This is a genomic window from Affinundibacterium fentianense (assembly GCF_018139545.1).
Classification (GTDB): Bacteria; Pseudomonadota; Gammaproteobacteria; order Burkholderiales; family Burkholderiaceae_D; genus Undibacterium; species Undibacterium fentianense.
The window spans coordinates 65292-87920 of record NZ_JAGSPJ010000006.1 but is presented as its reverse complement, the minus strand read 5'-3'; the positions used below and the strand labels follow the sequence as shown (position 1 = coordinate 87920).

The window sequence follows — 22629 nt, the reverse complement described above, 5'->3', positions numbered from 1 at the left end:
AGCTGAATAAATGCAGTATCTACCTAGTAGTGACGCAGCAATCAGGATGATAAGAAATTAAGATAGATAGGACATTATGGATATCAAAAAATTGCAAACATTGGTCTTCGACGCATTAGAAGACGTTAAAGGTCAAGACATACAAATCTTCGACACCACTGAAATCACTAGCTTGTTCGATCGCGTTTGCGTGGTATCAGGTACTTCTAATCGTCAAACTAAAGCACTCGCTGCTTCAGTACGCGACAAGGTCAAAGAGAGCGGCGGTGACATCGTTGGTATGGAAGGTGAAGCGACTGGTGAATGGGTGCTGGTCGATTTGGGTGATATGGTGGTTCACATCATGCAACCAGCAATCCGTGCTTATTACCGTTTGGAAGAACTCTGGGGCGGCAAAGAAGTCAAAATGGGCGCAGCGAAACGTACTGCAAGCAAAATGACCGCTGGTCCTTTGGATGAAGAAAAACCAAAACGTTCACGTTCTAAAGCCGCACCAGTCGAAGTAACGCCCGATATGATGGCGATTCAAACGACGGTAGAAGACGAAAAGCCAAAACGCAAACCACGCGTGAGCAAAGTGGCTGCTGAGTTGGCAGGTGAAAAGCCAGCTCGGAAGCCCCGTGCAACGTCTGCAACGCCAAAGATCCCATCTGGCGGTCGTGTAAAAGTCGCAGCGACGAAAACAGCCACTGCATCATCAAAAGAAGCAGCAGCGAAGAAAGCAACAACGCGTCGTAAAACCGCAGAATAAATCGTGATCAATTAGCCATTTTATTTCGTCAAGTGGATCAAGAAAAGAGGCAATTGCACTCAATTTTTTCCAAACACGAAATGACAAAAAAAGCCCGCAAAATCAAAAGATTTTGCGGGCTTTTTCACAAGCAATCAAAACATAGAAAAACGGATTACTCCACAGCCTTCACCATATCCTCAATCACCTTCTTAGCATCCCCAAACACCATCATCGTCTTATCCATATAGAACAACTCATTATCCAAACCAGCATAACCAGATGCCATAGATCGTTTATTCACGATAATCGTCTTCGCTTTATACGCCTCAAGAATCGGCATACCCGCAATCGGCGATTTGGGATCTTTTGCCGCTGGATTCACAACGTCGTTCGCGCCTAAAACCAAGACCACGTCAGCTTGCCCGAATTCGCTGTTGATGTCTTCCATCTCAAACACTTGGTCATATGGCACTTCGGCTTCCGCCAACAAGACGTTCATGTGACCAGGCATCCGACCTGCCACTGGGTGAATCGCGTACTTTACCGTGATGCCTTTATGCGTGAGCTTTTCAGTCAATTCTTTTAATGCATGTTGCGCACGTGCTACCGCTAAACCATAGCCTGGAACTATGATGACGGTTTCTGCGTTACCCAACAAGAAAGCGACGTCATCTGGGGAACCAGATTTAACCGTACGTTGTGCGCCGCCACCCGCTGCTGCTTCTGCTGGTGCACCGCCGAAACCACCCAGGATCACGTTGAAGAAGGAACGGTTCATGGCTTTACACATGATGTAAGACAGAATCGCGCCAGACGAACCAACTAAAGAACCTGCGATAATCAACATCGAGTTATTCAATGAAAAACCAATCCCAGCGGCGGCCCAACCAGAGTAGCTGTTCAACATCGACACTACGACCGGCATATCTGCGCCGCCAATCGGAATGATGATGAGCACACCCAACACAAATGCGATTGCCGTCATCAAAATAAAAGGTGTCCAAGCTGGCGCAACGCCACCATCAAAACAGAATACCAAGCCGAGACCAACCATCGCGATTGCCAGCACCAAGTTCAGCATGTGTTGACCAGTAAAACTCACTGGTGCGCCTTGGAACAAACGGAATTTATATTTACCGGACAATTTACCGAAGGCGATCACCGAACCTGAGAAAGTGATTGCACCGACGAAAGTACCGATGAATAATTCGATACGGTTACCAAATGGAATTGCTGCATCACGTGTGGTGATATTGAAAATCCATGGTTCTGCAACCACCGCGACGGCGATACATACAGCAGCCAAACCGATCAATGAGTGCATCGCTGCTACTAGTTCTGGCATCTTGGTCATCTCTACGCGCTTCGCTAAAGTGGCACCAATACCGCCACCAACGACGATACCGACTATCACCAAGCCGTAACCCAAACCAGCGCCGGCCGCTTCGTTTTTCAATTTAACGATCAGCGCAACTGTCGTAAAGGCTGCAATCGCCATTCCGATCATACCGAAGGCATTGCCTTTACGTGCGGTTGATGGATGCGATAAACCTTTGAGCGCTTGAATAAAACATACCGATGCAATCAGATAGAGCATCGTGACGAGATTCATACTCATTATTGCGCCTCCTTCTGCTCTACTTTTGCTTTAGGCTCTTTTTTCTTAAACATCTCTAGCATCCTCTGAGTGACTAAGAAGCCGCCAAAGACATTGACTGCAGCCAGTGCAACCGCCAGTGTGCCCATCACTTGGGCTAGCGCACCTTCGGTTAAGCCTGCGGCCAACATCGCACCCACGATGATGATCGCAGAGATCGCATTCGTCACCGCCATCAAAGGCGTGTGCAATGCGGGTGTTACGGTCCAGACCACGTGATAACCGACATAAATTGCCAGTACAAAAATGATCAAATTAGTGAGTGTATGACTTACTACATCCATGACGTTCTCTCTTTATTTACGTTAAAAGGGACTTCAGTTGTAATGCTGCTCAGATTAATTTTCTCTCTGTCGTTGTCATCCCTGCGTAGGCAGGGATCCAGTGTCTTTGAGCCTTTACGCCACTGGATTCCCGCCTGCGCGGGAATGACGCCTTGTTGTATCGAGCTTAGCTAAACCGCATTAGACTTCAGTAATTCTCTTATTTCATCGTCTTTGAAAATCTCAGCAAATCAATATTCTTTCAAACTAGTGATTTTGTTCTTTGCATCAACGAACACGACTTTCGGTTTGAAGTTGGCTGCGACTTCGTCGTCCATTGGTGCGTAGGTGCAAATTATCATCAAATCGCCCAGTTGTACGCGTCGAGCTGCAGCACCATTTAGAGAGATTTCACCACTGCCGCGTTTGCCTTTAATCGCGTAAGTAGCAAAGCGCTCGCCGTTATTGATGTTGTAGAGTTCAATCCGTTCATGTTCCTTAATATCGGCGGCATCGAGCAAATCCTCGTCGATACCGCATGAACCTTCATAGTTCAAATCACATTGAGTCACAGAAACGCGATGAATCTTGGCGCGTAACATATTTCTTTGCATAATTTCCTCAAAACTTCTATTTAAAACTGATAGTTAAAAAGCGAATCAAAACTTCCCTCGCACTTCTTTAGGTTTTCGCGTTTGAGATGCTTTTCATCGTTTTCAAATTTATTTCTTCAACACTTCGCCACCAGAGCACATCATCGTAGCGACGACGATTTCATCTTCTTTGTTGATCGCCAAATTCGCTTCTTTATCGATAATCAATTTCAAGAAATCGAGAATGTTGCGGGCATACAATGCAGAAGCATCGGCAGCCACCAAGGTCGCTAAGTTCGGCTCACCAATAATGTGAACACCGTATTTCGTGACGGTTTTATTCAGTTCAGACAGAGGACAATTACCGCCCTGCTCGACTGCCATATCCACAATCACAGAACCCGGTTTCATCGCCTTAACGGTTTCTTCGGAAATCAAAATCGGTGCTTTGCGGCCCGGGATCAAGGCAGTGGTAATAATGATATCAGCTTGCTTCGCACGTTCATGCACCAGTGCAGCTTGACGTGCCATCCATGCGGCTGGCATAGGACGCGCATAGCCGCCAACGCCTTTGGCGATTTCGCGTTCTTCATCAGTTTCGTATGGCACGTCGATAAATTTCGCACCCAAGGATTCGACTTGCTCTTTGACTGGCGGGCGCACATCGGAGGCTTCGATCACCGCACCTAAACGCTTAGCAGTCGCAATCGCTTGCAAACCCGCGACACCCACACCCATGATCAAGACCCGCGCAGCTTTTACTGTACCCGCCGCAGTCATCAACATAGGCATAAAGCGTTGATAAGTATTCGCTGCCAGCATAACGGCTTTATAGCCCGCGATATTTGCCTGTGAAGACAATACGTCCAATGACTGCGCACGTGTAATCCGCGGCGCAGCTTCTAAAGAGAAGGCAGTAATACCGCGTGCTGCCATAGCAGCAATATTGTCTGCATCAAAAGGATTGAGCATGCCAACCACCACCGCACCCGATTTGACCAAAGCACGTTCTTCCACCGAAGGCGCACGCACTTTCAAAATCAACTCAGCATCAAATGCTTCAGCAGCTGTGCCTATCGTCGCGCCTGCGGCCTGATAGGCCTCATCCGTAATTGAAGAGGCAATACCAGCACCAGCTTGTACGACAACCTGGTGCTTAGCACTCACATATTTCTTAATTGTTTCTGGGGTCGCCGCAACGCGCGTCTCGCCCGACCGGGTTTCGGCGGGAATGCCGATTTTCATAAAGAACTCCTTTTTATTGTTGATAGCCTTAGGTTCAATGGCAAAAGTGATGACTTCAGGTACACCATGTTACGCAGAAGTTTCTTACTTGGATAAAGCAGGAAACAAAACAAAAACTGACAAGGATTTAATCCACTTGCACTACCTACTAAGCTATTACCAGCGACTGCGAACTGCATACAAATTTGAACTGCCGGAGGGATCTTACATTTAATATTCGACAACGATATTACACGAAAAACGCACCAATCTGGCACAAGAAAAGCACACTGAAGCACGCCACTAAGAAATAACTTGCACTGCTTCAGCGCACCGTTTACGAGAGCTAGAACAAGAAAAATTGGCGCAAACCCGTACCAGATAAGACTTCTGCAAATAAAAGTTGGCGTTAAATTAGATCTTGATCGACTACATTTTTATGTAAAAAATAATAACAAGCCTGATGCGTTTTTCTATAGATAGAATCTTTATTAGTAAATTCGAATCTTGATTTAACCTCGCTCGCGCTTAGAAAGACGCTTAAAAGGGTAAAATATTGACTTGATTGATTGTCTGCCCCGCTTATGTCTGAAACTTGGAAACCCTCTGTCACTGTTGCCGCGATTGTGCCGCGCCAAAACGGTGAGCGCCTAGAATTCTTGATGATAGAAGAAACCACACCCGAAGGTGTGCGCCTGAATCAAGCCGCCGGACATCTTGATCCTAACGAAAGCCTAGAGCAAGCAGTCATCCGCGAAACCATGGAAGAAACGGCGCATGAGTTTGTGCCGGAAGCGCTAGTTGGCACATATATGTCGAAATTTATTTCACCGAATTCAGGCAAAGAAGTGACGTATTTGCGATTTGCATTTTGTGGCAAAGTCATCGCACAACATGACCGCCCATTAGATCACGGTATTTTGCGGGCATTGTGGATGACCTATGAAGAAATTCTGGCATGCCAAGAAATGCATCGCAGCCCCTTGATTTTGAAGTGTTTACAGGACTATCTGGCGGGACAAAGAGCGCCTTTAGATTTGATGTACACGCATCCTAGTGTGACGATTTCGGCAAATTAAAAGACGCCAAGCGACTTTGAATTCACCTTTTCAGGCTTGTAGCTTAGATGAGAAGATGCAAATAAATCGTAGGGCAGGCGAAACTCGCACTGTTAAGCAACTAAGCAACGACAACAAAGTAACAAAAATCAGTAGGAATATTCATGAGTAAAAAACGTGTAGTCATCGGTATGTCCGGTGGAGTCGATTCTTCGGTCTCAGCTTGGCTCTTGAAAGAGCAAGGCTACGAGGTCATTGGCTTGTTTATGAAAAACTGGGAAGACGATGACAATTCTGAATATTGCTCAACGCGCGAAGATTTAATTGACGCGGTCAGCGTCGCCGACGTGGTTGGTGTTGATATTGAAACCGTCAATTTTGCCAGTGAATACAAAGACCGCGTATTCGCCGAATTCTTGCGCGAATATCAGGCTGGTCGCACACCCAATCCTGACGTATTGTGTAATGCAGAAATCAAGTTTAAGGCATTTCTCGATCACGCGATGAAACTCGGTGCGGATTACATTGCGACAGGTCACTATGCGCGCGTGCGTGAAGTCAATGGTGAGTTTCAATTGCTTAAAGCACTCGATGCCAGCAAAGATCAAAGTTATTTTTTGCATCGTTTGAATCAGGCACAACTCAAAAATACGCTATTCCCTCTCGGTGAAATCAATAAAACCGAAGTGCGTAAAATCGCTGAACAAATCAATTTACCGAATGCGAAAAAGAAAGACTCAACGGGTATTTGCTTTATCGGTGAACGCCCTTTCCGCGAATTTTTGAATCGTTATTTATCGTACGCGCCGGGTGAAATCCGCACCGCTGAGGAAGAAGTCATTGGTCAGCATGTAGGCCTGAGCTTTTACACTTTAGGCCAACGCAAAGGTATAGGCATAGGCGGCATTAAGTCGCACCAAAATATCGATGGTAGTAGTGATGCTTGGTATGTGGCGCGCAAAGATGTGCCGAACAATCGCCTGTACGCGGTACAAGGTCACGATCATCCGTGGTTGCTGTCTCATTCCTTAGAGGCGGCACAAGTCAGTTGGATCGCCGGACAGGCGCCCGACCTCGAAAAACTCTCTGCTAAGACGCGTTATCGTCAACCCGATATGGCATGCCGTTTTAACGGCAATAACGAACAATTCCAATTGCACTTTGACGAAGCCCAATGGGCAGTCACGCCGGGGCAATCTGCGGTGTTGTATGACGGTGATGTATGTTTAGGTGGTGGGATTATTAATTCTGCTTCTGCATAGGCGAAGCCATCCTTAATGATGGCGACAATTCATCGCCACCATCGCAATCAAATGAATGAAGGAAATTTGTAGGGCGGGTGCAACCCGCCCTACGATTCCGACAACACTGAAACGAATTACTCCTCTTCAACCTCATCGCCTTCGGCCCGCGCTTTCTCAAAGGCTTTGCCGAAGAACAAGGCATTTTCTAGTACACGTCGACTACCTACCCAACCACTGCGGAAACCCAAGGCCGCGCTGGCTAAAATCACGCTACCATTGCCTACTCGCTCTGCTGTAATTGCGGCTGAGCCCGCGATGCGTTTCGCATTTTCTGCGGAAACATAACCACTCATTACCGGAACGTTACTGTAAGCGGCAACGGTGCCGTAGCGATCACCTTCAAGTCTATACACGTCTGCTTGCGCACGAAATACTGGTAAAGTGTCACGCGGCAGTCCTGCGGCGATGGGATGACTACGATCGATTTCGGTCTCAAAGATCACGCCAGCCACCAATTCTTTGGCACTATTCGCATCTTGATCTTTGTACGCCAAACGCGAGTCTTTGGATTTCTTTTCGTCCGCTCTATCCGCATCTGCTTTCTTACTCGCTTCAGCCTTGACCAATTTGGTATGCAAATATGACTGGCTGCTAGCCCAATTTAATGCGCCTTCAACGCCAATAATGACACCGCCTTGTTTCACAAAACGTTCGATGTTTTTATTCGCCTCGTCGCTTAAACGATAACTACCATCGGCCATCACGATATGGGTATAACGCTCCAATTGTCCACTGGCGAGTCTATCCGTACTCAACATCGTCGTAGGTAAACGTAAGTGCGTATCCAACCAATGCCACAATTCACCCACCGAGGTTGAATCTAAACCTGCTCCCGCCAATAAAGCGACACGCGGACGATCCACAGACTTCAAACTAGCACTACCCAAATCTGTACCGGTACTGCCCGCACCTGAGGTCAATGCCATCACCTCTACGCTAAATTTTGCGCTCGCTTTACGTACGATCTCGGCGACATGGGCGGCAGAAGCACTTTGCATCGCAACAGGAATCACGATACTCCCTATGCCTAAATCTTTTGTACCTTCGGTAGTTTGTATGCGCATTGGCTTAGTGATCGTGCGCAAGCGCAATCCGGTCTGAATCAATTCTGCGAGCAAAGGCGCTGCATCATCGTTTTCCCACGCGAAGGCATACGCAATATTCGACTCCGCTTTCAAAATCGCTTTTGGCAAATCCTGTACAGGTTCGCCAATCACATCACCAGCACTTTTAGCACTCGCGAGATCGTAAGCTTTGGTGACGCTCCAGGCTGAGACGTCGTAAAAAGTATTGTCTTTAAATTGCGTACGTAATTCCGTAATACCCTCTAACAATCGATTTTGTCTTTGATTGAGTGGTACCGCGATCGCATTTTTCGCATCGTAACGCTGACCGTTAATCGTGACACTCCCTTTCACTTGATGCACCGCGATTCCGTGTTGCTTCAACAAATTGGCAAAATCGCGCAAGCGCGCTGGATTGCCTTCTGCGGCAAATAACATGGCGCGATTGGTATCGGCTTGCGCCATCTTTTTCGCTTCATCAAAGAAGTTTTTTTGATGCGCCATGAGCTGATCACGCATCGCATCAGCCGCTTGCAAGGTACTCAATGAAGTCGTGATTTGATTCGCAATCGTATGTTCAAACTTCAATACGCCATTGCGTGAATCTTGGATGTGACCACGTGAACTGGCTTGTTCAAACAAGATCCCGACACTGCCTTGAACATCAGGATAAGTCGATCCTTTGCCATAATAAAAATCATCAAAACCTTCGCGACTAAAATAGAATTCGCCGCGTGCATCTAAGGCTTTGATATGAAATTTAGAAATCGCTTCGGTCAAGCTTTGATTACTCTGTGGCGTCAAAGGATGGGTACGGGAAGGCACGCCAGGTTGAAAGAAATAGGTAGCATCAGTACCTTGTTCGTGGAAGTCACCAAACACATGCGGACGCCAAGTTTGAAATGTGCCTACATGTGCGCGTGATTCAGGATGTTGTAACCACAACCAATCACGATTCAAATCGAACCAGTAATGATTGCCACGGCCACTTGGCCAGCCTTCACGATGTTCTAAGGTATTGGGATCGCTGACCAAGGTTTGACCACGATTGCTATTTGCCCAATGCGCAAAGCGCGCTAAGCCATCAGGGTTCAACATAGGGTCAATCACGACGACGGTGCGCTCCAACATCGCATTCACAGAATCATCCGTCGAACTAGCAAGATGCCAAGCTACTGCAGGAGCAGCATTCGCGCCACTCGGTTCATTCCCATGCACACTGTATCCCAAATATACCACCAGCGGAGTATCGGTGTCACCGCGACCACGCGCCGCTTCTATCTCTGCTAAGCGCTCATGGTTTTTCTGACTGGTAATAATCACATTCAAAATTGGTCTACGTTCATGCGTGTAACCGACCACTCGAACTTTGACGCGCGGCGATTGCATTGCCAGTAATTGATAATACGAGACCAATTGTTCAGGACGCGCATGCCACTCACCAAGTTCAAAACCCAACACGGATGCTGGCGTACTGATTTTATCGAGACGAGCATGCACAGGAATGACGCTTGACGGCGCAGCCGCATGAGCGGGGGCCTGAGCAAGTGAAAAACAGAATGCAAGACTCACAGCCTGAGCGATTTTTTTTAGAGACATAAGGCTACCTATTTATTATCAAGTTGTTGTATGGTGATGAAGATAATGCAAACATGTTGTACATGAATTTCGTGCAATTTTTCATGGCCGCGTCGCTCCATTTAGAGCATGCACTGACTAAATAGTTCAAATCGATATCGATGTCTACCGGTCGAGCGTCAGCCATTCTCAAACAGATAACTTCGATCTCACAAATTAAGGTAACCAAGCCTTATTTGCGCAAAGAGTGAAACTCGATGCAAAAAGTGTAAAATACTACTTCTTTTACGAACGATTGCGATCCCATGGAAGGTTTATCCGAGTTAGCACTAAGTCACGTTGCACAATATTTTTCTGCATTGTCAGAACCAACTCGCCTAAAAATCTTGAATCATCTTCGAGATGGAGAACAAAATGTTGGAGACATTGCACATGCGTGCGACTGCTCTCAAGCAAACGTGTCACGCCACTTATCAACATTAGCGAAACACGGCATGGTCATTCGCGAAGGTCGTGGGACAACGGTTTTCTATCGCATTGCCGATTCATCCATTTATGCCCTTTGTGATTTAGTATGTGGAAACGTAGCACGGCAGTTAGAGTCACAAGCAAATTTACTGAACGCTCTCACGCCCAAAAACAATCCGAAATCTAAGAAAAAATAAAAGTTGTCGATAAACTTTCCAGCGATCATGTTGGTCACCACATTCATGTGGGACTCACACAGAACAAGCTCATTCACTCCGAGCCGCAAGCCAAGTATTCACATTGGTTGATGAAATAAGAAAGACAAATCAGAACCAAGCTCGCCAAAAAAAACTGAAGGCGACCGCCAGCAATAAGCCAGCAAAAATCAATTGAACCGTCGCTGCAGGTAAGAAATTCGCTAGCCTTCTCCCCGCCAAAACACCAAGCACTGAGGCGCATGAAAAGCACAATGAAATCAAAATCGGTAATTCTGCGCCGTGTGCTACTGCGGATGTGACCGCGATTGAGCCGACCAATGTAATGACCATTAATGATGTCGCTGCCGCACTTTGCATACTCAAATTAGTGAAATGACGAAGCAAAGGAACAATAATAAAACCACCACCAACACCCAGCAAGCCCGTTGCAAAACCAGCGCATGCACCGATCAAACTAATAATTGTTGCGGTTGTCCAGCTCCAATCAAATTTTCCCGTGTGCTGATTTATTTTTGCAACGACATCATCACGCGATGTGACACCATGTGGCTGTCTGACTTGGGCTACTAAACGTGCAACGACAATACATAACACGACTGCAAACGCACTCATCAAAAAACGCTGCGACATCCTTTGCGCAAGCATCACACCAACCGAAGTCATAGGCGCGCCCACTAAGGCCATGAGCATGGCAGCCTTGTAGCGCACTTGAGCTTGTCGTAAACCATCAATAGCGCCGATCAACGCACCTAAACTGACTGCCAACAACGCAACGGGCATTGCAGCTTGCATACTCCATCCTTGGCTATATACCAAGGCTGGAATTGCCAACATCCCTCCTCCAGCACCGGTAAGTCCCATAATCAGACCTACAGCAAGCCCGATCAGAAGAATAACAAATATCGCAGCAAGATCCATGAGACTTCATTCATTCCGCAAAATTGATTCAAAAAAACGATAAACACCATTATGGGCTAAATAAATACGGAAATGATGCTGTCTCTGTGCTAAATCAACAGAATCAGGAATCCCGATGATTTCGTCGCGTCCATGCTTCGATATGCTTGCGTTCGAAGCCTAGTTTGCTATGATGGGAAATCTAGTTTATCCAGAACCATAAACCAAGAATGAAACCTCAAATACAACATTTTTTCGACCCTCGAACTTTCACCGCAACCTATTTGGTGTTCGATGTTGAAGGAGGCCATGCCGCCGTTATTGATCCGGTGTTGGACTATGATCCAAAATCAGGACGAACCAAAACGGAATCCGCAGATCAGATATTAGCCGCGCTTAAACAACATCATTTGCAACTCGACTGGATCCTCGAGACGCATGCCCATGCTGACCATTTTTCAGGTGCGCATTATCTCCAGAAGGAAGCTGGCGGGAAAATCGCAATTGGTGCTCGGATCAATCAAGTCCAATCTGTGTTTAAAAAGTTGTTTCATCTAGAGCCAGAATTGGCAGTCGACGGCTCGCAATTTGACCATCTGTTTCAGGCTGACGAATGTTTTCAGATTGGACAATTGCAAGCACAAGCTTTATTTGTCCCTGGACATACTCCTGCCGACATCGCTTACAAAATTGACGATGCGATTTTTGTTGGCGATACTTTATTTATGCCGGATGTCGGCACAGCGCGCTGTGACTTTCCTGGTGGCGACGCAAGAATGCTGTATGCATCGATTCAACGACTACTCAGTTTTCCTGACGATACGCGTCTATTTATGTGTCATGACTATCCACCCAAAGATCGCGAAGTCACAATAGAAAGTAATGTGCGTGCGCAAAAGGAAATGAATATTCATGTCCATCAAGGAATTGACGAGAACGCCTTCGTTGCGATGCGTACCCAACGCGATGCTGGGTTGGAAATGCCCGTGCTCATTTTGCCTGCCATTCAGATCAACATACGTGCGGGAAATCCGCCGCCGCCTGAAGCAAATGGAATCAGCTACTTGAAAATTCCGCTAAACGCACTTTGAATTATTTTTAACACACCTTCACCCACAACTGGCTAATGCCAATTCTCTAGGAGCTTCAAATGAAAATGAACGTCGGTAGCATTGATCGTCTAGTTCGCATTATCGCAGGAGTGAGTCTCATCGCAGCTGCCGCCACCGGCTATATTGGCGTCTGGGGATATATTGGCATCGTACCAATTTTGACAGGTACATTCCGCTTTTGCCCAGCTTATATGCCATTTGGCATTTCAACATGTCGCAAAGAGTAAAAGCCAACCAGGACATCGATCAGAGAATGAAATTTCAATCGTTAAAACCTGCCTTTATCCAAACTTTCTAGAAACGCGATGACCCAATTGAACCCTATACGACGGATAGCAATTAGTACGGGCGGTGGTGATGCCCCAGGACTCAATGCGGTCATCCGCGCGGTTGTGCTTTCAGCCTTACAGCGAGGCTGGGAATGTTATGGGATACGAGAAGGTTTTAATGGCATCTTACGTCCCGACCGTTTCCCTAGCGACGGGGTCTATCGGATTGATAAAGATCAAGTACGTGGCATCAGCCATTTAGGCGGTACGATCCTGGGAACGACCAATCATGGCAACCCGATGCGTTTTGTGGTTAGGCAAGCAGATGGTCGTGAAATCGAAGTAGATCGTACAGATGATATTATTCATCATCTGCGTTCAATGGAAATTGACGCTTTAATTTGTATTGGTGGCGACGGCACGTTAACAATAGCGCACGCGCTACACCAAAAAGGCCGTTCGCAAGGACTGCGCGTCATCGGAGTTCCCAAAACAATTGACAATGATTTGGATAAGACTTACACCACTTTCGGTTTTGATACAGCGGTAGCCTTCGCGACCGACTGTATAGATCGCTTGCATAGCACCGCCGAAAGTCACCGCAGGATTATGGTGGTGGAAGTAATGGGACGCTATGCGGGATGGATTGCCTTACACGCTGGAATGGCAGGCAGCGCCCACGCGATCTTAATCCCGGAGATTGCATTTGATGTTCAAAACGTCGTCAAAAAAATTCAATCCCGTACGCAAACTGGACGACACTATAGCATCGTGGTCGTCGCGGAAGGCGCTCGCGCAAAAGATGGGCAACGCTACTTAGAAGAGCAGGCTCAGGCTGGCGGCGTAGAACGCCTAGGCGGCATCGGCGAAGAGCTCGCACGCGAGCTGGAAAGACGAACCGGCAAAGAAGCGCGCGCAGTCGTTCTCGGGCATTTACTTCGCGGCGGCAGCCCGACATCATTTGATCGCCTTTCTGCCCTACGATTCGGCGCTGCGGCAGTACGCGCACTCGATCAAGGCTATTCAGGTATTATGGTGGCACTCGCGTTTCCGAATGTGAACTATGTGAATCTTGAAGAAGTTGCAGGTCGGATGAAGGGCGTCCCGCTTGATGGCGACACATTACAAACAGGGCGCGATATTGGCATTTGCTTTGGCGATTAAGTTTGCCAATCATTCATAAATTGCTCAAACTGTGAGGCAGTCAACGGTCGAGCGAAATGATATCCTTGTACCTCATCGCAGAATTGTTCACGCAAGAAAAGCAATTGTTCGGCAGTCTCGACACCTTCTGCTATCGTCTGCAATCCCAAACTCTTTGCCATACTGATCACAGCACTCACAATCGCTTTGTCCTCAGGATCACTATGAATATCACGAACAAAAGATTGGTCGATTTTCAATTTCGAGACTTTGAATTTTTTCAAATAACTCAATGAGGAATAGCCAGTACCAAAATCGTCAATTGACATACGCACGCCACGATCATGTAAATCATTCATGACCGCAATTGCGCCGAGGGGATCAATCATCGCTACTCCTTCTGTCAATTCTAGTTCAAGAAATGGCGCATCTAAATGTGACTCGCGTAAAATTTGCGACACTGTTCCCGGCAAATCTGTATGACGAAACTGGATTGCCGATAAGTTTACCGCGACGCTCAAATCTGTCCATCCATGCTCGTGCCAAGCTTGTGTTTGTATCGCAGCGGTTCGCAGTACCCATTCCCCTATCGACAAAATCAAGCCCGTCTCTTCAGCGACAGGAATAAACTCGGCGGGCGACACGGTACCAAGCTCTGGATGAGTCCATCGTAATAGCGCTTCGGTGCCGATCACTCTGCCACTGTTTAAGGAAATCTGCGGCTGATAGACAACATGAAGCTGTTCCCGATCTAGCGCATAGCGCAACGCATTCACCAATTCCATATGGCGTCCCGAGCGTGCTTGCATCTCTGGCGTAAAGAAACGATAAATACTACGACCATCTTGTTTCGCCCGATACATCGCTGTATCAGCATTCCGAAGCAAGGTCTCTAGGTCGTCGCCATCCTCAGGATAGACTGCTATACCTATGGAAGCAGAAATATTTAAATCATATTGTCCTAAATGATAGGATTGACTCACCGTTTTTAGCAATTTTTCAGCGACCCGTTCCGCGCCCAGTTCATCGACACCTGACAATAGCAAAATAAATTCATCACCGCCTAAGCGAGAAACCACATCCTCCTCACGCAAGACTTCTCTCAAGCGACGCGCTAACTCCACCAGCAATGCATCACCGATACTATGTCCCAAGGAGTCGTTAATATTTTTAAAATGGTCTAAATCGAAGAACACCAAAGATAAGGAAGTGCCTTTTCGTTTTGCCGTTTTAAGCGCAAGTTGCGCTTGCTCCTCGAGCAATACGCGATTCGGTAGGCCGGTCAACACATCATAATGTGCTAAATATTGAATTCGTTCCTCTGTTCGCTTTTTCTCCGTAATATCTTCCTGTAAGGATAAAAAATTCGTAATGGCACCGCTCGCATCGCGAATCGGTGAAATATGCGCAAGCTCAATGTATTCGCGACCGTCTTTGTACCGATTGATTAACTCGCCTTGCCAACTCTCGCCTCGACGCAAACGATCCCACACTTCTTCATAAGTGAAGAGCGGCGTATTTCCTGACTGTAAAATACTCGGACGCTGCCCGATGACTTGCGCAAATGTCTTACCTGTCTTTTCAACAAAAGCTTGATTCACATATTCGATCTTCGCATCGGTGTCGGTAATAATAATGATATTCGGACTTTGCTCGACCGCTTGCGATAACTTTCTTAAATTACCTTCCGTACGATGCTTATCAATCGCGATCGCTAGAAAGTGTGCTGCCATCTCAAGCAAAATTAAATGCCAAGGTTCAGGCCTACTTGGAACAGGATGATAGATCGCAAATGCGCCCAAAATGTGATTGTTGGCGGATCGTATGGGCTCAGACCAACAGGCAGCCAAATTTGCCTGTTCTGCAATCACTTTAAAATCTTTCCAATACGGATGGTGCGCAATATCTTCAACCACTGTCCGCAATCCAGAGAACATAGCGTGCCCGCAAGATCCAACGCCTTCACCGATAGCAAGACCATCAATCGCTCGGGAATAAAACTCTGGCAGACTGGGCATCGCTCCCGAGTGCACATGAAGATTATCGGGGTCTAGGGTGAGGATGGAACAAGTACTGCCAGGCAAAAGAGCCTCCAGCTCTAACACCACTGCATGAAACAATTGATCCAAGGAGATTACGTTATTGACATGCTCAAGTAAGAAAGTTCGCAATGATTCTATTTTGCGCGATCGTTGACGTCCGATTTCTAGCTCAAAACGATTGAGTGCAAAACTCAAATCCATCGCAAGTTCAAGCAATAGAATACGAATTTCTTCATCGAAACCATTATTTTGGTCAGCGTACAAATTGATCACGCCATATACCATGCCATTTTTAAAAAGTGGAATCGCAGCAGCGGAAGGGAAAAGATTTGTATCAGTCAATGGCGTGTCATTCGACCAATGCACATGCGCGTCAAGAAATGCTCGAACGCAAAGTGGACGTTCTAGCACTTCTGCTGCTAGTGAAAAACTTTGCGAACGAAAGTGTTCGACGCCAAGCCCATCGAGTGCCACTGGCAGCAAGACGTTTTTATCAGTGTCTGCAACGCAGATCCAAGCTAATTTAATCCCATCGTATTGCAAAATATTTCGGCAAATCTGAACAAACAATTCTTGCTCTGTATGACTACGAACGATAGCCTGATCACATTGACTTAGGACGTTATAAAATTGTGTCAGCCGTAAATTTCTTCTCTCTACTTCGGCACGTCTTTTCGCCAGCTGACTCAACGCCTGTTGGGCTATCGCCAATAGTCCGAGCACACTTTTTTCTTTGCCTGAATCAACCTCAATCTGTTCTCGAAAATCTGCTTGCCCCAAACGGTCAAGGTGCATTTTGATTTGACCAATCGATGCGCCTAAGGTTTGATGCAAGCCTTGATAGGCGCGCCACAACAAAATAATCACGGACAAACACACGATGATAAAGACATAGCGCATTTGTAATGCGACATACTCCGCGTTAGCGACCTCCTTCAAGGTGCGGTTCTCCATCATTTGGTGAAACTCAGCAATCGGTTTCATGATGCTGGCCTTGGCTTGGTGGTAAGATTTATTCGTGAGGAGATCGATCGGGCGTTCGCCTTGCGGCAATTGTTGTGAACCAACAGACTCATATAATTTCATCGCCTGCTTTTCTAGCAACGCAAGTGAATCAGAACTTGCTTTCGCCTCAACCAATTTGACAAATTCCTCATTGCTAATGCCGGTCAAACGCAACAAATCTAAAAGCGCTTCTCCTTTCGTATTCTGTCCGCTTGGGTTGATTGATTCAGACTTCGAACTTGCTAAATCCCAATAAGTTTCTTGGTAACCCATGGGTCGTGCCTGACGACCATCGCGAATAGCAAGGATGCGAAAATAGAAATCCTTATACAAAGTGTCACCGGTCGTAACATAGGTGCGAGCCATGCGGGTCAAATCATCCGACGACTGGCGCAACTCACTCGCTAATGCATGTGATTTAAAACGTCGCTCGTTGACACGATCCAATTGCTTTTCACTACGTACGTAGATCGTAAAGCTCAGTGCCATCAGCGCCAACATACAGAGCGTGAACCAGAAATTTTTGAGGAAACGGATTAAATTACTCAAGATCATTATCAATTGCTTTCGATTCTGCAAAAAGTGGTTTGAAAGGACTAACCTGAGAATTCGTAGAGGCTCCCTTTGATCATGCTATAGCATCAAATTTGATTCAGTTATAACATGCTCACTTCAAGTAACCTTGAGCTAAAACAAGCTCATTGTCCAGCGAGTCTACGCAAAACAACAACACATCTTGCCTTTGGTCGATCACTCCATAAAATGCCGACCCAACAGCGTGGTGCAAACCATTTGTCATGGAACTGACGCAATAAAAAAAGGACACTCATCAGGTGTCCTTTTAGTTCACATGTCGCTTGTCGAGCGAATTTTTAAACTCTCCAACAAGACCGATTTGCACTTTCCAAATCGAATTCAGTTGTACGGGTCAATTGAGGTTTTGCTCGGCTTTCGGATGTATCCTTACCAACACGATACGCGGACCATTCATACGCTTAACAACCGCATCAAATTGCGGAAACTCGATTTTTTGCCCTTCTTCGGGGAGGTCACCAAGTGCGTGCATGATTAGTCCACCGATCGATTCTACCTCTTCACTATCGAGATCGATTCCCAGCGCAATACCTAGAGTGAATAGGGGCAAACTGCCTTTGCCAATCAGCGTGCCGTCATCCAGTAGAGTCCAATCGTTATCATTTTGACGGAATTCGTCACGTATTTGTCCAACTAAGGCGCTCAATAAATTATCGAGAGTTAAAAAACCGACGGGCTTACTATCTCGGTAACCGACCATTGCAAAATGCGGTGCGCCCTTACGGAAGCGTCTAAACAATTCTAGTGCCGGTGTATTAGGCGGGACATATTCAACATGTCTTAAATGTTTACTTAAATCATCCAAGGCTTTACCACTCTGCTGCGCTAGAAATAGATCTTTCAAGTGCAACATGCCCAGCACTGTCTCGCCATCGCTATCAAGATAAGGGTACCGACTAAACCGGTTCCTCGCTGCGGTTGCCATATTTTCTTCTAAGCTAGCGTCTTTATACATAGCCACCACTTCGTTAATTGGGCGCATCAAATCTGAAATTTCGAGATCACCGAAATCTAACATTTGCGCCATGATGCTCCATTCATCGGGCGTCAATTTTTTGCTGGCATGACTGCCGCGCAATATCATTTTGAGTTCTTCCGGAGAATAGTGCGCATCGCTACCATGATTCGCATCGAGTCCAAGCCAAGTCAACACTTTGTTCGCACTATTATTTAGCACCCAAATCGCAGGAAACATCAACCAGTAGAAAAGATACAAAGTGGGCGCCGTCCACAATGACACCCGTTCTGGCGTGCGAATCGCCATCGATTTCGGTGCGAGCTCACCGACAACGATATGCAGGAATGAGATGACGAAGAAGGCGAAAAACAAAGAAATTCGCTGTATCCACTCAGCTGAATCGATCCCAATTGCGAGCAATATTGGCTCAAGAATACGCGCAAATGCAGGCTCACCAACCCACCCTAAACCTAAAGAAGCGAGCGTAATGCCCAACTGACAAGCTGATAAATAGGCATCCAAATGTTGGTGTACTGTCACCAATAATCTTCCTCGAATGCCCCCAATCTTGGCAAGACTACGCACCCGTGTTGCGCGCAACTTGACCAAACCAAATTCTGCGGCAACAAAAAAACCATTCAATAGCACCAAAAACAACGCTAAGACGATATACAAAAAAGTATCCAACGCCCAACTTTCTAAAATAAACAAGCCTCTACTTTACCCTAGAAATAAGACAACTCCGTGGCAAAAGCTCCGCAGAAGTGATTCCAATCAGAAAAATGAGCAAAATCAAGGTCGGAGTAGCGAATGGGCGTAATTCACCTTTCTTCGACGCAAGATCGATTCTCAGCGCAATTGGCGCCAGATTTTGGTCATTTCGTCATGATTAAATGATGTGTCATCGCAATTTCGTTGACAATCGTTAATGCAAAAGTGACACTCCTCCCGTTCACGTAAGTTGAATCACGCAGAATGAACTTTTAACTTCATGGTCGATTGTTTTTCTTTGGAATTTTTTCGATGACTACTCCATTCACACTCAAAACGAGTATTTTGTTTTTAACTATTTGCGCTACTCAACTGGTTCAAGCGCATGAATATGACGCTCTGATTAAGGCAAAAAAATATGCCGACGTCGAAAAGGCAGTGAGCACGAAACTGGCAACCGAGCCAAATAATCCCGATGCCTTAGTCGCGCGCACCGAATTAATCCTAATTGAAGGAAAAGAAAGTCGCCTAGACGAAGCAGTAAAAATTGCCGAACAATGTATCGCGCACAATCCCAAGCATTCAGAATGCCATGAATCACTTGGAAACGTTCTGGGTACCAAAGCCATGCGCGGAGGCGTCATGTCTGCGATTAGTTATGTCGGTAAGATTCGCGATTCATTCAAAAAAGCAATTGAACTCGATGCGTTCAATTTTGATGCACGAAGCTCTCTCATGCAATTTTATCTACAAGCACCCAGCTTTGTCGGTGGTGGGACTGGCAAAGCAAAAGATCTGATTGTTGAAACAATCAAAGTTAGTCCCGCCGCGGGAGCACTACTCCAAGCATCACTGGATCTCCACGAAGAAAACATGGAGCGCGCGATCTCTGGAGCGCTCGCCGTCAACACCTCGAATTCTGAGTCATTGGCGAAACATCAGCGAAATACCTTATCCAATATTGGACATAGCTTAGTGAACGAGAAGAAAATGACGGAGGCCGAAAGAATTTTCCGCGAACTGTGCCAACGGTTTCCCGATTCGTCACTGGGTTTTTATGGCATGGGCAAAACTCTACAAGAACAAGGCAAAATGAAAGATGCCGTTCCCCATTTTGAAAAATCAATCGCAATCGACGCCAATGCGAACGCGTACTATCGTTTGGCAAAAGCATGGCAGCAATTGGGTGAAAAGGTGAAAGCAATTGCAACATTCGAAAAAGCGCTCAATTTTAAACCCGAACTTGCAAAGAAAAGTAAAAGCGATGCTGAAGAACAATTGCGATTACTAAAAGCTTCCATTTGAACCTTGTGAACCTTTAACCTCTTGCCTAATTTGATCATCGCAGCTGGGCCTTGAATAGGATATTCGAGGCCCTATCAAGGCAGTTTAAATTTTTGCGCATATCTGCGCAGTCGCAAAACTGTGCCAGCCGATTTTTCGTCATAGCGCCTTGCTTTCCAATCACAGCGCTGACACGATTGTCGAATTGCACAGACGCCGTGTTAGCAATTCGGTCAGTTCTCGAAACCGAAAAATTCTTTACATTTGTCGTCTAGACAAATTCAATACTTCAGTTCGACCCCACTGTTTGACACGCATCAACAAAACGCCGGAAAGCTTTAGGCAGTTGGGGTTTGAGGACGCATCGCGATTACAATACGCGCTGATGACTTCCTACCGATTTCGAGCACCATAAGAATCAACCAAGGTAAAGCATCGACTATCCTGCATCCCTTGCATCTATCGCTCTTCAACGTACCCAACATGAAAACAAGCATGTCTTCCCCATCCCGTCCGCCCGTCAGCGTACCGCATAATCTGCTTGAAGATGTCTTGGCAATCCTGACAGGGACTTTACTCGTTTCGCTAGGCGTGGCGCTATTTAACCAAGCGGGGTTGTTTACCGGTGGTACAGCAGGGCTGGCTTTTCTGGTGCACTACGCGACAGGATTGAGTTTTGGTGCGGTTTTTTTCACGCTGAACCTCCCTTTTTATTGGCTTGCCTGGAAAAGAATGGGTTGGAAATTCACACTCAAAACTTTTATCTCTGTTGCCCTCGTTTCTGTATTGTCGAGTTTACATCCCAAAATGATACAGCTCAGCGAACTGACACCTTTGTACGTCGCCATCATTGGTGGCTCATTAATGGGTGTCGGATTTATTGTTCTGTTCCGTCACCAAGCAAGTCTTGGCGGCATTAATATTTTAACCTTGTACCTACAAGACAAACACGGGTTTCGCGCTGGGAAATTACAAATGGGGATCGATTTGTGTATTGTTGTTGCTTCATTCTTATTGGTAACGCCAATGGCAATGATTGCATCCATTTTGGGCGCTGTTGTGCTGAATTTAGCGATCATGCTCAATCACCGTCCAGGGCGATATTTGGCTGTCTAATAAGAGCTGTAATAAGAGCTGGTTTTATCTGAGATGCTATCGAATGTTTCAGACGACAAATTTCAGCCTTTCGTCGACACAAGCTAGGTTCGAGTAAAACCTCTAAGTTCTGCCTTATTTTGTAGCAAGGCTGCTTTAGGCGTGTAAAATCGGCGTGCCAAGCACCGCCAAAAGAAGTGGTGCCTTCTTTACTCCAACCGAGGAATCCAGATGAATCAAGTCGTCATCAGCGGCACGGGACTTTACACACCTGCCGAATCCATCTCCAATCAAGAGTTGATCGCCAGTTTTAATGCCTACGTTGAACAATTCAATCAAAATAACGCAGACGCTATTGCAAGTGGCGCAATCGCGGCACTCGAGCCCTCGAGCGAAGCCTTTATCGAAAAAGCATCAGGCATTAAGTCACGCTATGTGATCAATAAATCTGGCGTACTCGATATCAATCGTATGGTGCCGCATATTGCCGAACGTAGTGATGACGAACCTTCGATTATGTGTGAAATGGCGGTCGCTGCCGCCAAGCAAGCCCTAGAGCGTGCTGGCAAAACAACTGCTGATGTCGACGCTGTCATCTGCGCCGCAAGCAATATGCAGCGTGCCTACCCTGCAATGGCAGTAGAGATTCAAAACGCACTGGGAATCGATGGCTATGGTTATGACATCAACGTTGCTTGTTCGTCCGCAACCTTTGGTATTCAAGCGGCCATGAGTGCGATCCAGAGTGGCCAAGCTCGCGCGGTTTTGGTTGTGAACCCTGAAATTACAAGTGGTCACTTGAATTGGCGCGATCGCGACAGCCATTTTATTTTTGGTGACGCATGCACTGCGATTTTATTGGAGCGAGCAGATTTGGCGACATCGCGACATCAATTTGCCATATTGGGAATGAAACTAAAAACCCAATTTTCAAACAATATTCGGAATAACTTCGGCTTCTTAAACCGCGCAGACGAAAGCGGTGTCGGTAAATCGGACAAACTGTTCCGCCAACAAGGTCGCAAAGTGTTTAAGGAAGTTTGTCCTATGGCTGCAGAAACCATTACGGCCACAGTGCAGACTGCGAGCCTCGATGTCAACCAGGTCCAACGTTTTTGGTTACATCAAGCCAACCTCAACATGAATCTCTTGATCGCTCGTCTCATCTTAGGACGAGATGCAACGGCGGAAGAATCTCCTACCATTTTAGACACCTATGCTAATACGTCCTCGGCTGGTTCTATCATTGCCTTCCATAAACACCAAGATGATCTAAAGAAAGGTGCTTTAGGGGTAATTTGCTCATTCGGTGCGGGCTACTCAATTGGCTGCGTAGTCGTCCAAAAACTCTCCGATTAA

General features: G+C 46.4%; 18 protein-coding genes. 10 read left to right on the top strand and 8 right to left on the bottom strand.

All coding sequences use genetic code 11. The features are described 5' to 3' along the window. Window positions 1-76 precede the first annotated feature (76 nt). On the top strand, window positions 77-751 hold the full coding sequence (rsfS, locus tag KDM90_RS14115; RefSeq protein ID WP_212676271.1) for a ribosome silencing factor: 675 nt from the start codon (window positions 77-79) through the stop codon (window positions 749-751). A 154-nt stretch (window positions 752-905) separates the two neighbouring features. Here the strand turns inward: rsfS and KDM90_RS14110 are convergent, their stop codons facing one another. The 4 genes from KDM90_RS14110 to KDM90_RS14095 form a co-directional block, all read right to left on the bottom strand. After that, a complete protein-coding gene (locus KDM90_RS14110) occupies window positions 906-2351 on the bottom strand; it encodes an NAD(P)(+) transhydrogenase (Re/Si-specific) subunit beta (RefSeq protein ID WP_212676270.1) in 1446 nt (481 codons plus the stop codon). Further along, the gene (locus KDM90_RS14105; RefSeq protein ID WP_212676269.1) at window positions 2351-2674 is read right to left on the bottom strand and encodes an NAD(P) transhydrogenase subunit alpha part 2; all 324 of its coding nucleotides are present in this window, start codon (window positions 2672-2674) and stop codon (window positions 2351-2353) included. Before KDM90_RS14105 ends, KDM90_RS14110 begins: the two co-directional genes overlap by 1 nt. Window positions 2675-2904: 230 nt before the next feature. After that, window positions 2905-3267, bottom strand: a complete 363-nt coding sequence (gene panD / locus KDM90_RS14100) for an aspartate 1-decarboxylase (protein ID WP_212676268.1) — start codon at window positions 3265-3267, stop codon at window positions 2905-2907. 108 nt (window positions 3268-3375) lie between these two features. Beyond that, window positions 3376-4491, bottom strand: coding sequence for a Re/Si-specific NAD(P)(+) transhydrogenase subunit alpha (locus tag KDM90_RS14095; RefSeq protein ID WP_212676267.1), 1116 nt, complete (start codon window positions 4489-4491; stop codon window positions 3376-3378). Between the two features lie 563 nt (window positions 4492-5054). Between KDM90_RS14095 and KDM90_RS14090 the strand changes: the two genes are divergently transcribed. Both KDM90_RS14090 and mnmA read left to right on the top strand, forming a co-directional pair. Beyond that, window positions 5055-5549, top strand: a complete 495-nt coding sequence (locus KDM90_RS14090; RefSeq protein WP_212676266.1) for an NUDIX hydrolase — start codon at window positions 5055-5057, stop codon at window positions 5547-5549. 143 nt (window positions 5550-5692) lie between these two features. Next, entirely contained in the window at window positions 5693-6790 is a 1098-nt protein-coding gene (gene mnmA, locus KDM90_RS14085) for a tRNA 2-thiouridine(34) synthase MnmA (protein ID WP_212676265.1), read from the top strand. Window positions 6791-6906: 116 nt separating this feature from the next. On the opposite strand, the gene KDM90_RS14080 is transcribed toward mnmA, so the two are convergent. Continuing rightward, window positions 6907-9495: a M14 metallopeptidase family protein gene (locus KDM90_RS14080; protein ID WP_212676264.1), complete on the bottom strand. Its 2589-nt coding sequence runs from the start codon at window positions 9493-9495 to the stop codon at window positions 6907-6909. Window positions 9496-9779: 284 nt separating this feature from the next. On the opposite strand from KDM90_RS14080, the gene KDM90_RS14075 reads away from it, so the two are divergent. Continuing rightward, window positions 9780-10139 carry an ArsR/SmtB family transcription factor gene (locus KDM90_RS14075; RefSeq protein ID WP_212676263.1) on the top strand — a complete coding sequence of 120 codons (360 nt, stop codon included), beginning with the start codon at window positions 9780-9782 and terminating at the stop codon, window positions 10137-10139. A 129-nt stretch (window positions 10140-10268) separates the two neighbouring features. Here KDM90_RS14075 and KDM90_RS14070 read toward each other — a convergent pair whose 3' ends face one another. Then, window positions 10269-11078 (bottom strand): sulfite exporter TauE/SafE family protein, encoded by an 810-nt coding sequence (locus KDM90_RS14070; RefSeq protein WP_230409819.1) that lies wholly within the window; start codon window positions 11076-11078, stop codon window positions 10269-10271. Between the two features lie 209 nt (window positions 11079-11287). On the opposite strand from KDM90_RS14070, the gene KDM90_RS14065 reads away from it, so the two are divergent. The 3 genes from KDM90_RS14065 (at window position 11288) to KDM90_RS14055 (ending at window position 13602) form a co-directional block, all read left to right on the top strand. Then, window positions 11288-12148 carry an MBL fold metallo-hydrolase gene (locus KDM90_RS14065; RefSeq protein WP_212676262.1) on the top strand — a complete coding sequence of 287 codons (861 nt, stop codon included), beginning with the start codon at window positions 11288-11290 and terminating at the stop codon, window positions 12146-12148. A gap of 59 nt (window positions 12149-12207) precedes the next feature. Continuing rightward, on the top strand, window positions 12208-12396 hold the full coding sequence (locus KDM90_RS14060; protein WP_212676261.1) for a YgaP family membrane protein: 189 nt from the start codon (window positions 12208-12210) through the stop codon (window positions 12394-12396). Between the two features lie 78 nt (window positions 12397-12474). Continuing rightward, window positions 12475-13602: a 6-phosphofructokinase gene (locus KDM90_RS14055; protein WP_212676260.1), complete on the top strand. Its 1128-nt coding sequence runs from the start codon at window positions 12475-12477 to the stop codon at window positions 13600-13602. Here KDM90_RS14055 and KDM90_RS14050 read toward each other — a convergent pair. Beyond that, entirely contained in the window at window positions 13599-17183 is a 3585-nt protein-coding gene (locus KDM90_RS14050) for an EAL domain-containing protein (RefSeq protein ID WP_212676259.1), read from the bottom strand. The genes KDM90_RS14055 and KDM90_RS14050 overlap by 4 nt on opposite strands. A gap of 373 nt (window positions 17184-17556) precedes the next feature. Continuing rightward, window positions 17557-18867: a hemolysin family protein gene (locus KDM90_RS14045; protein WP_212676516.1), complete on the bottom strand. Its 1311-nt coding sequence runs from the start codon at window positions 18865-18867 to the stop codon at window positions 17557-17559. Between the two features lie 336 nt (window positions 18868-19203). Here KDM90_RS14045 and KDM90_RS14040 point away from each other — a divergent pair, with 336 nt between their 5' ends. The 3 genes from KDM90_RS14040 (at window position 19204) to KDM90_RS14030 (ending at window position 22629) form a co-directional block, all read left to right on the top strand. Beyond that, window positions 19204-20196 (top strand): tetratricopeptide repeat protein, encoded by a 993-nt coding sequence (locus KDM90_RS14040; protein WP_212676258.1) that lies wholly within the window; start codon window positions 19204-19206, stop codon window positions 20194-20196. Window positions 20197-20670: 474 nt separating this feature from the next. Next, window positions 20671-21291 carry a YitT family protein gene (locus tag KDM90_RS14035; RefSeq protein ID WP_230409818.1) on the top strand — a complete coding sequence of 207 codons (621 nt, stop codon included), beginning with the start codon at window positions 20671-20673 and terminating at the stop codon, window positions 21289-21291. 210 nt (window positions 21292-21501) lie between these two features. Next, window positions 21502-22629, top strand: a complete 1128-nt coding sequence (locus tag KDM90_RS14030; protein ID WP_212676256.1) for a beta-ketoacyl-ACP synthase III — start codon at window positions 21502-21504, stop codon at window positions 22627-22629.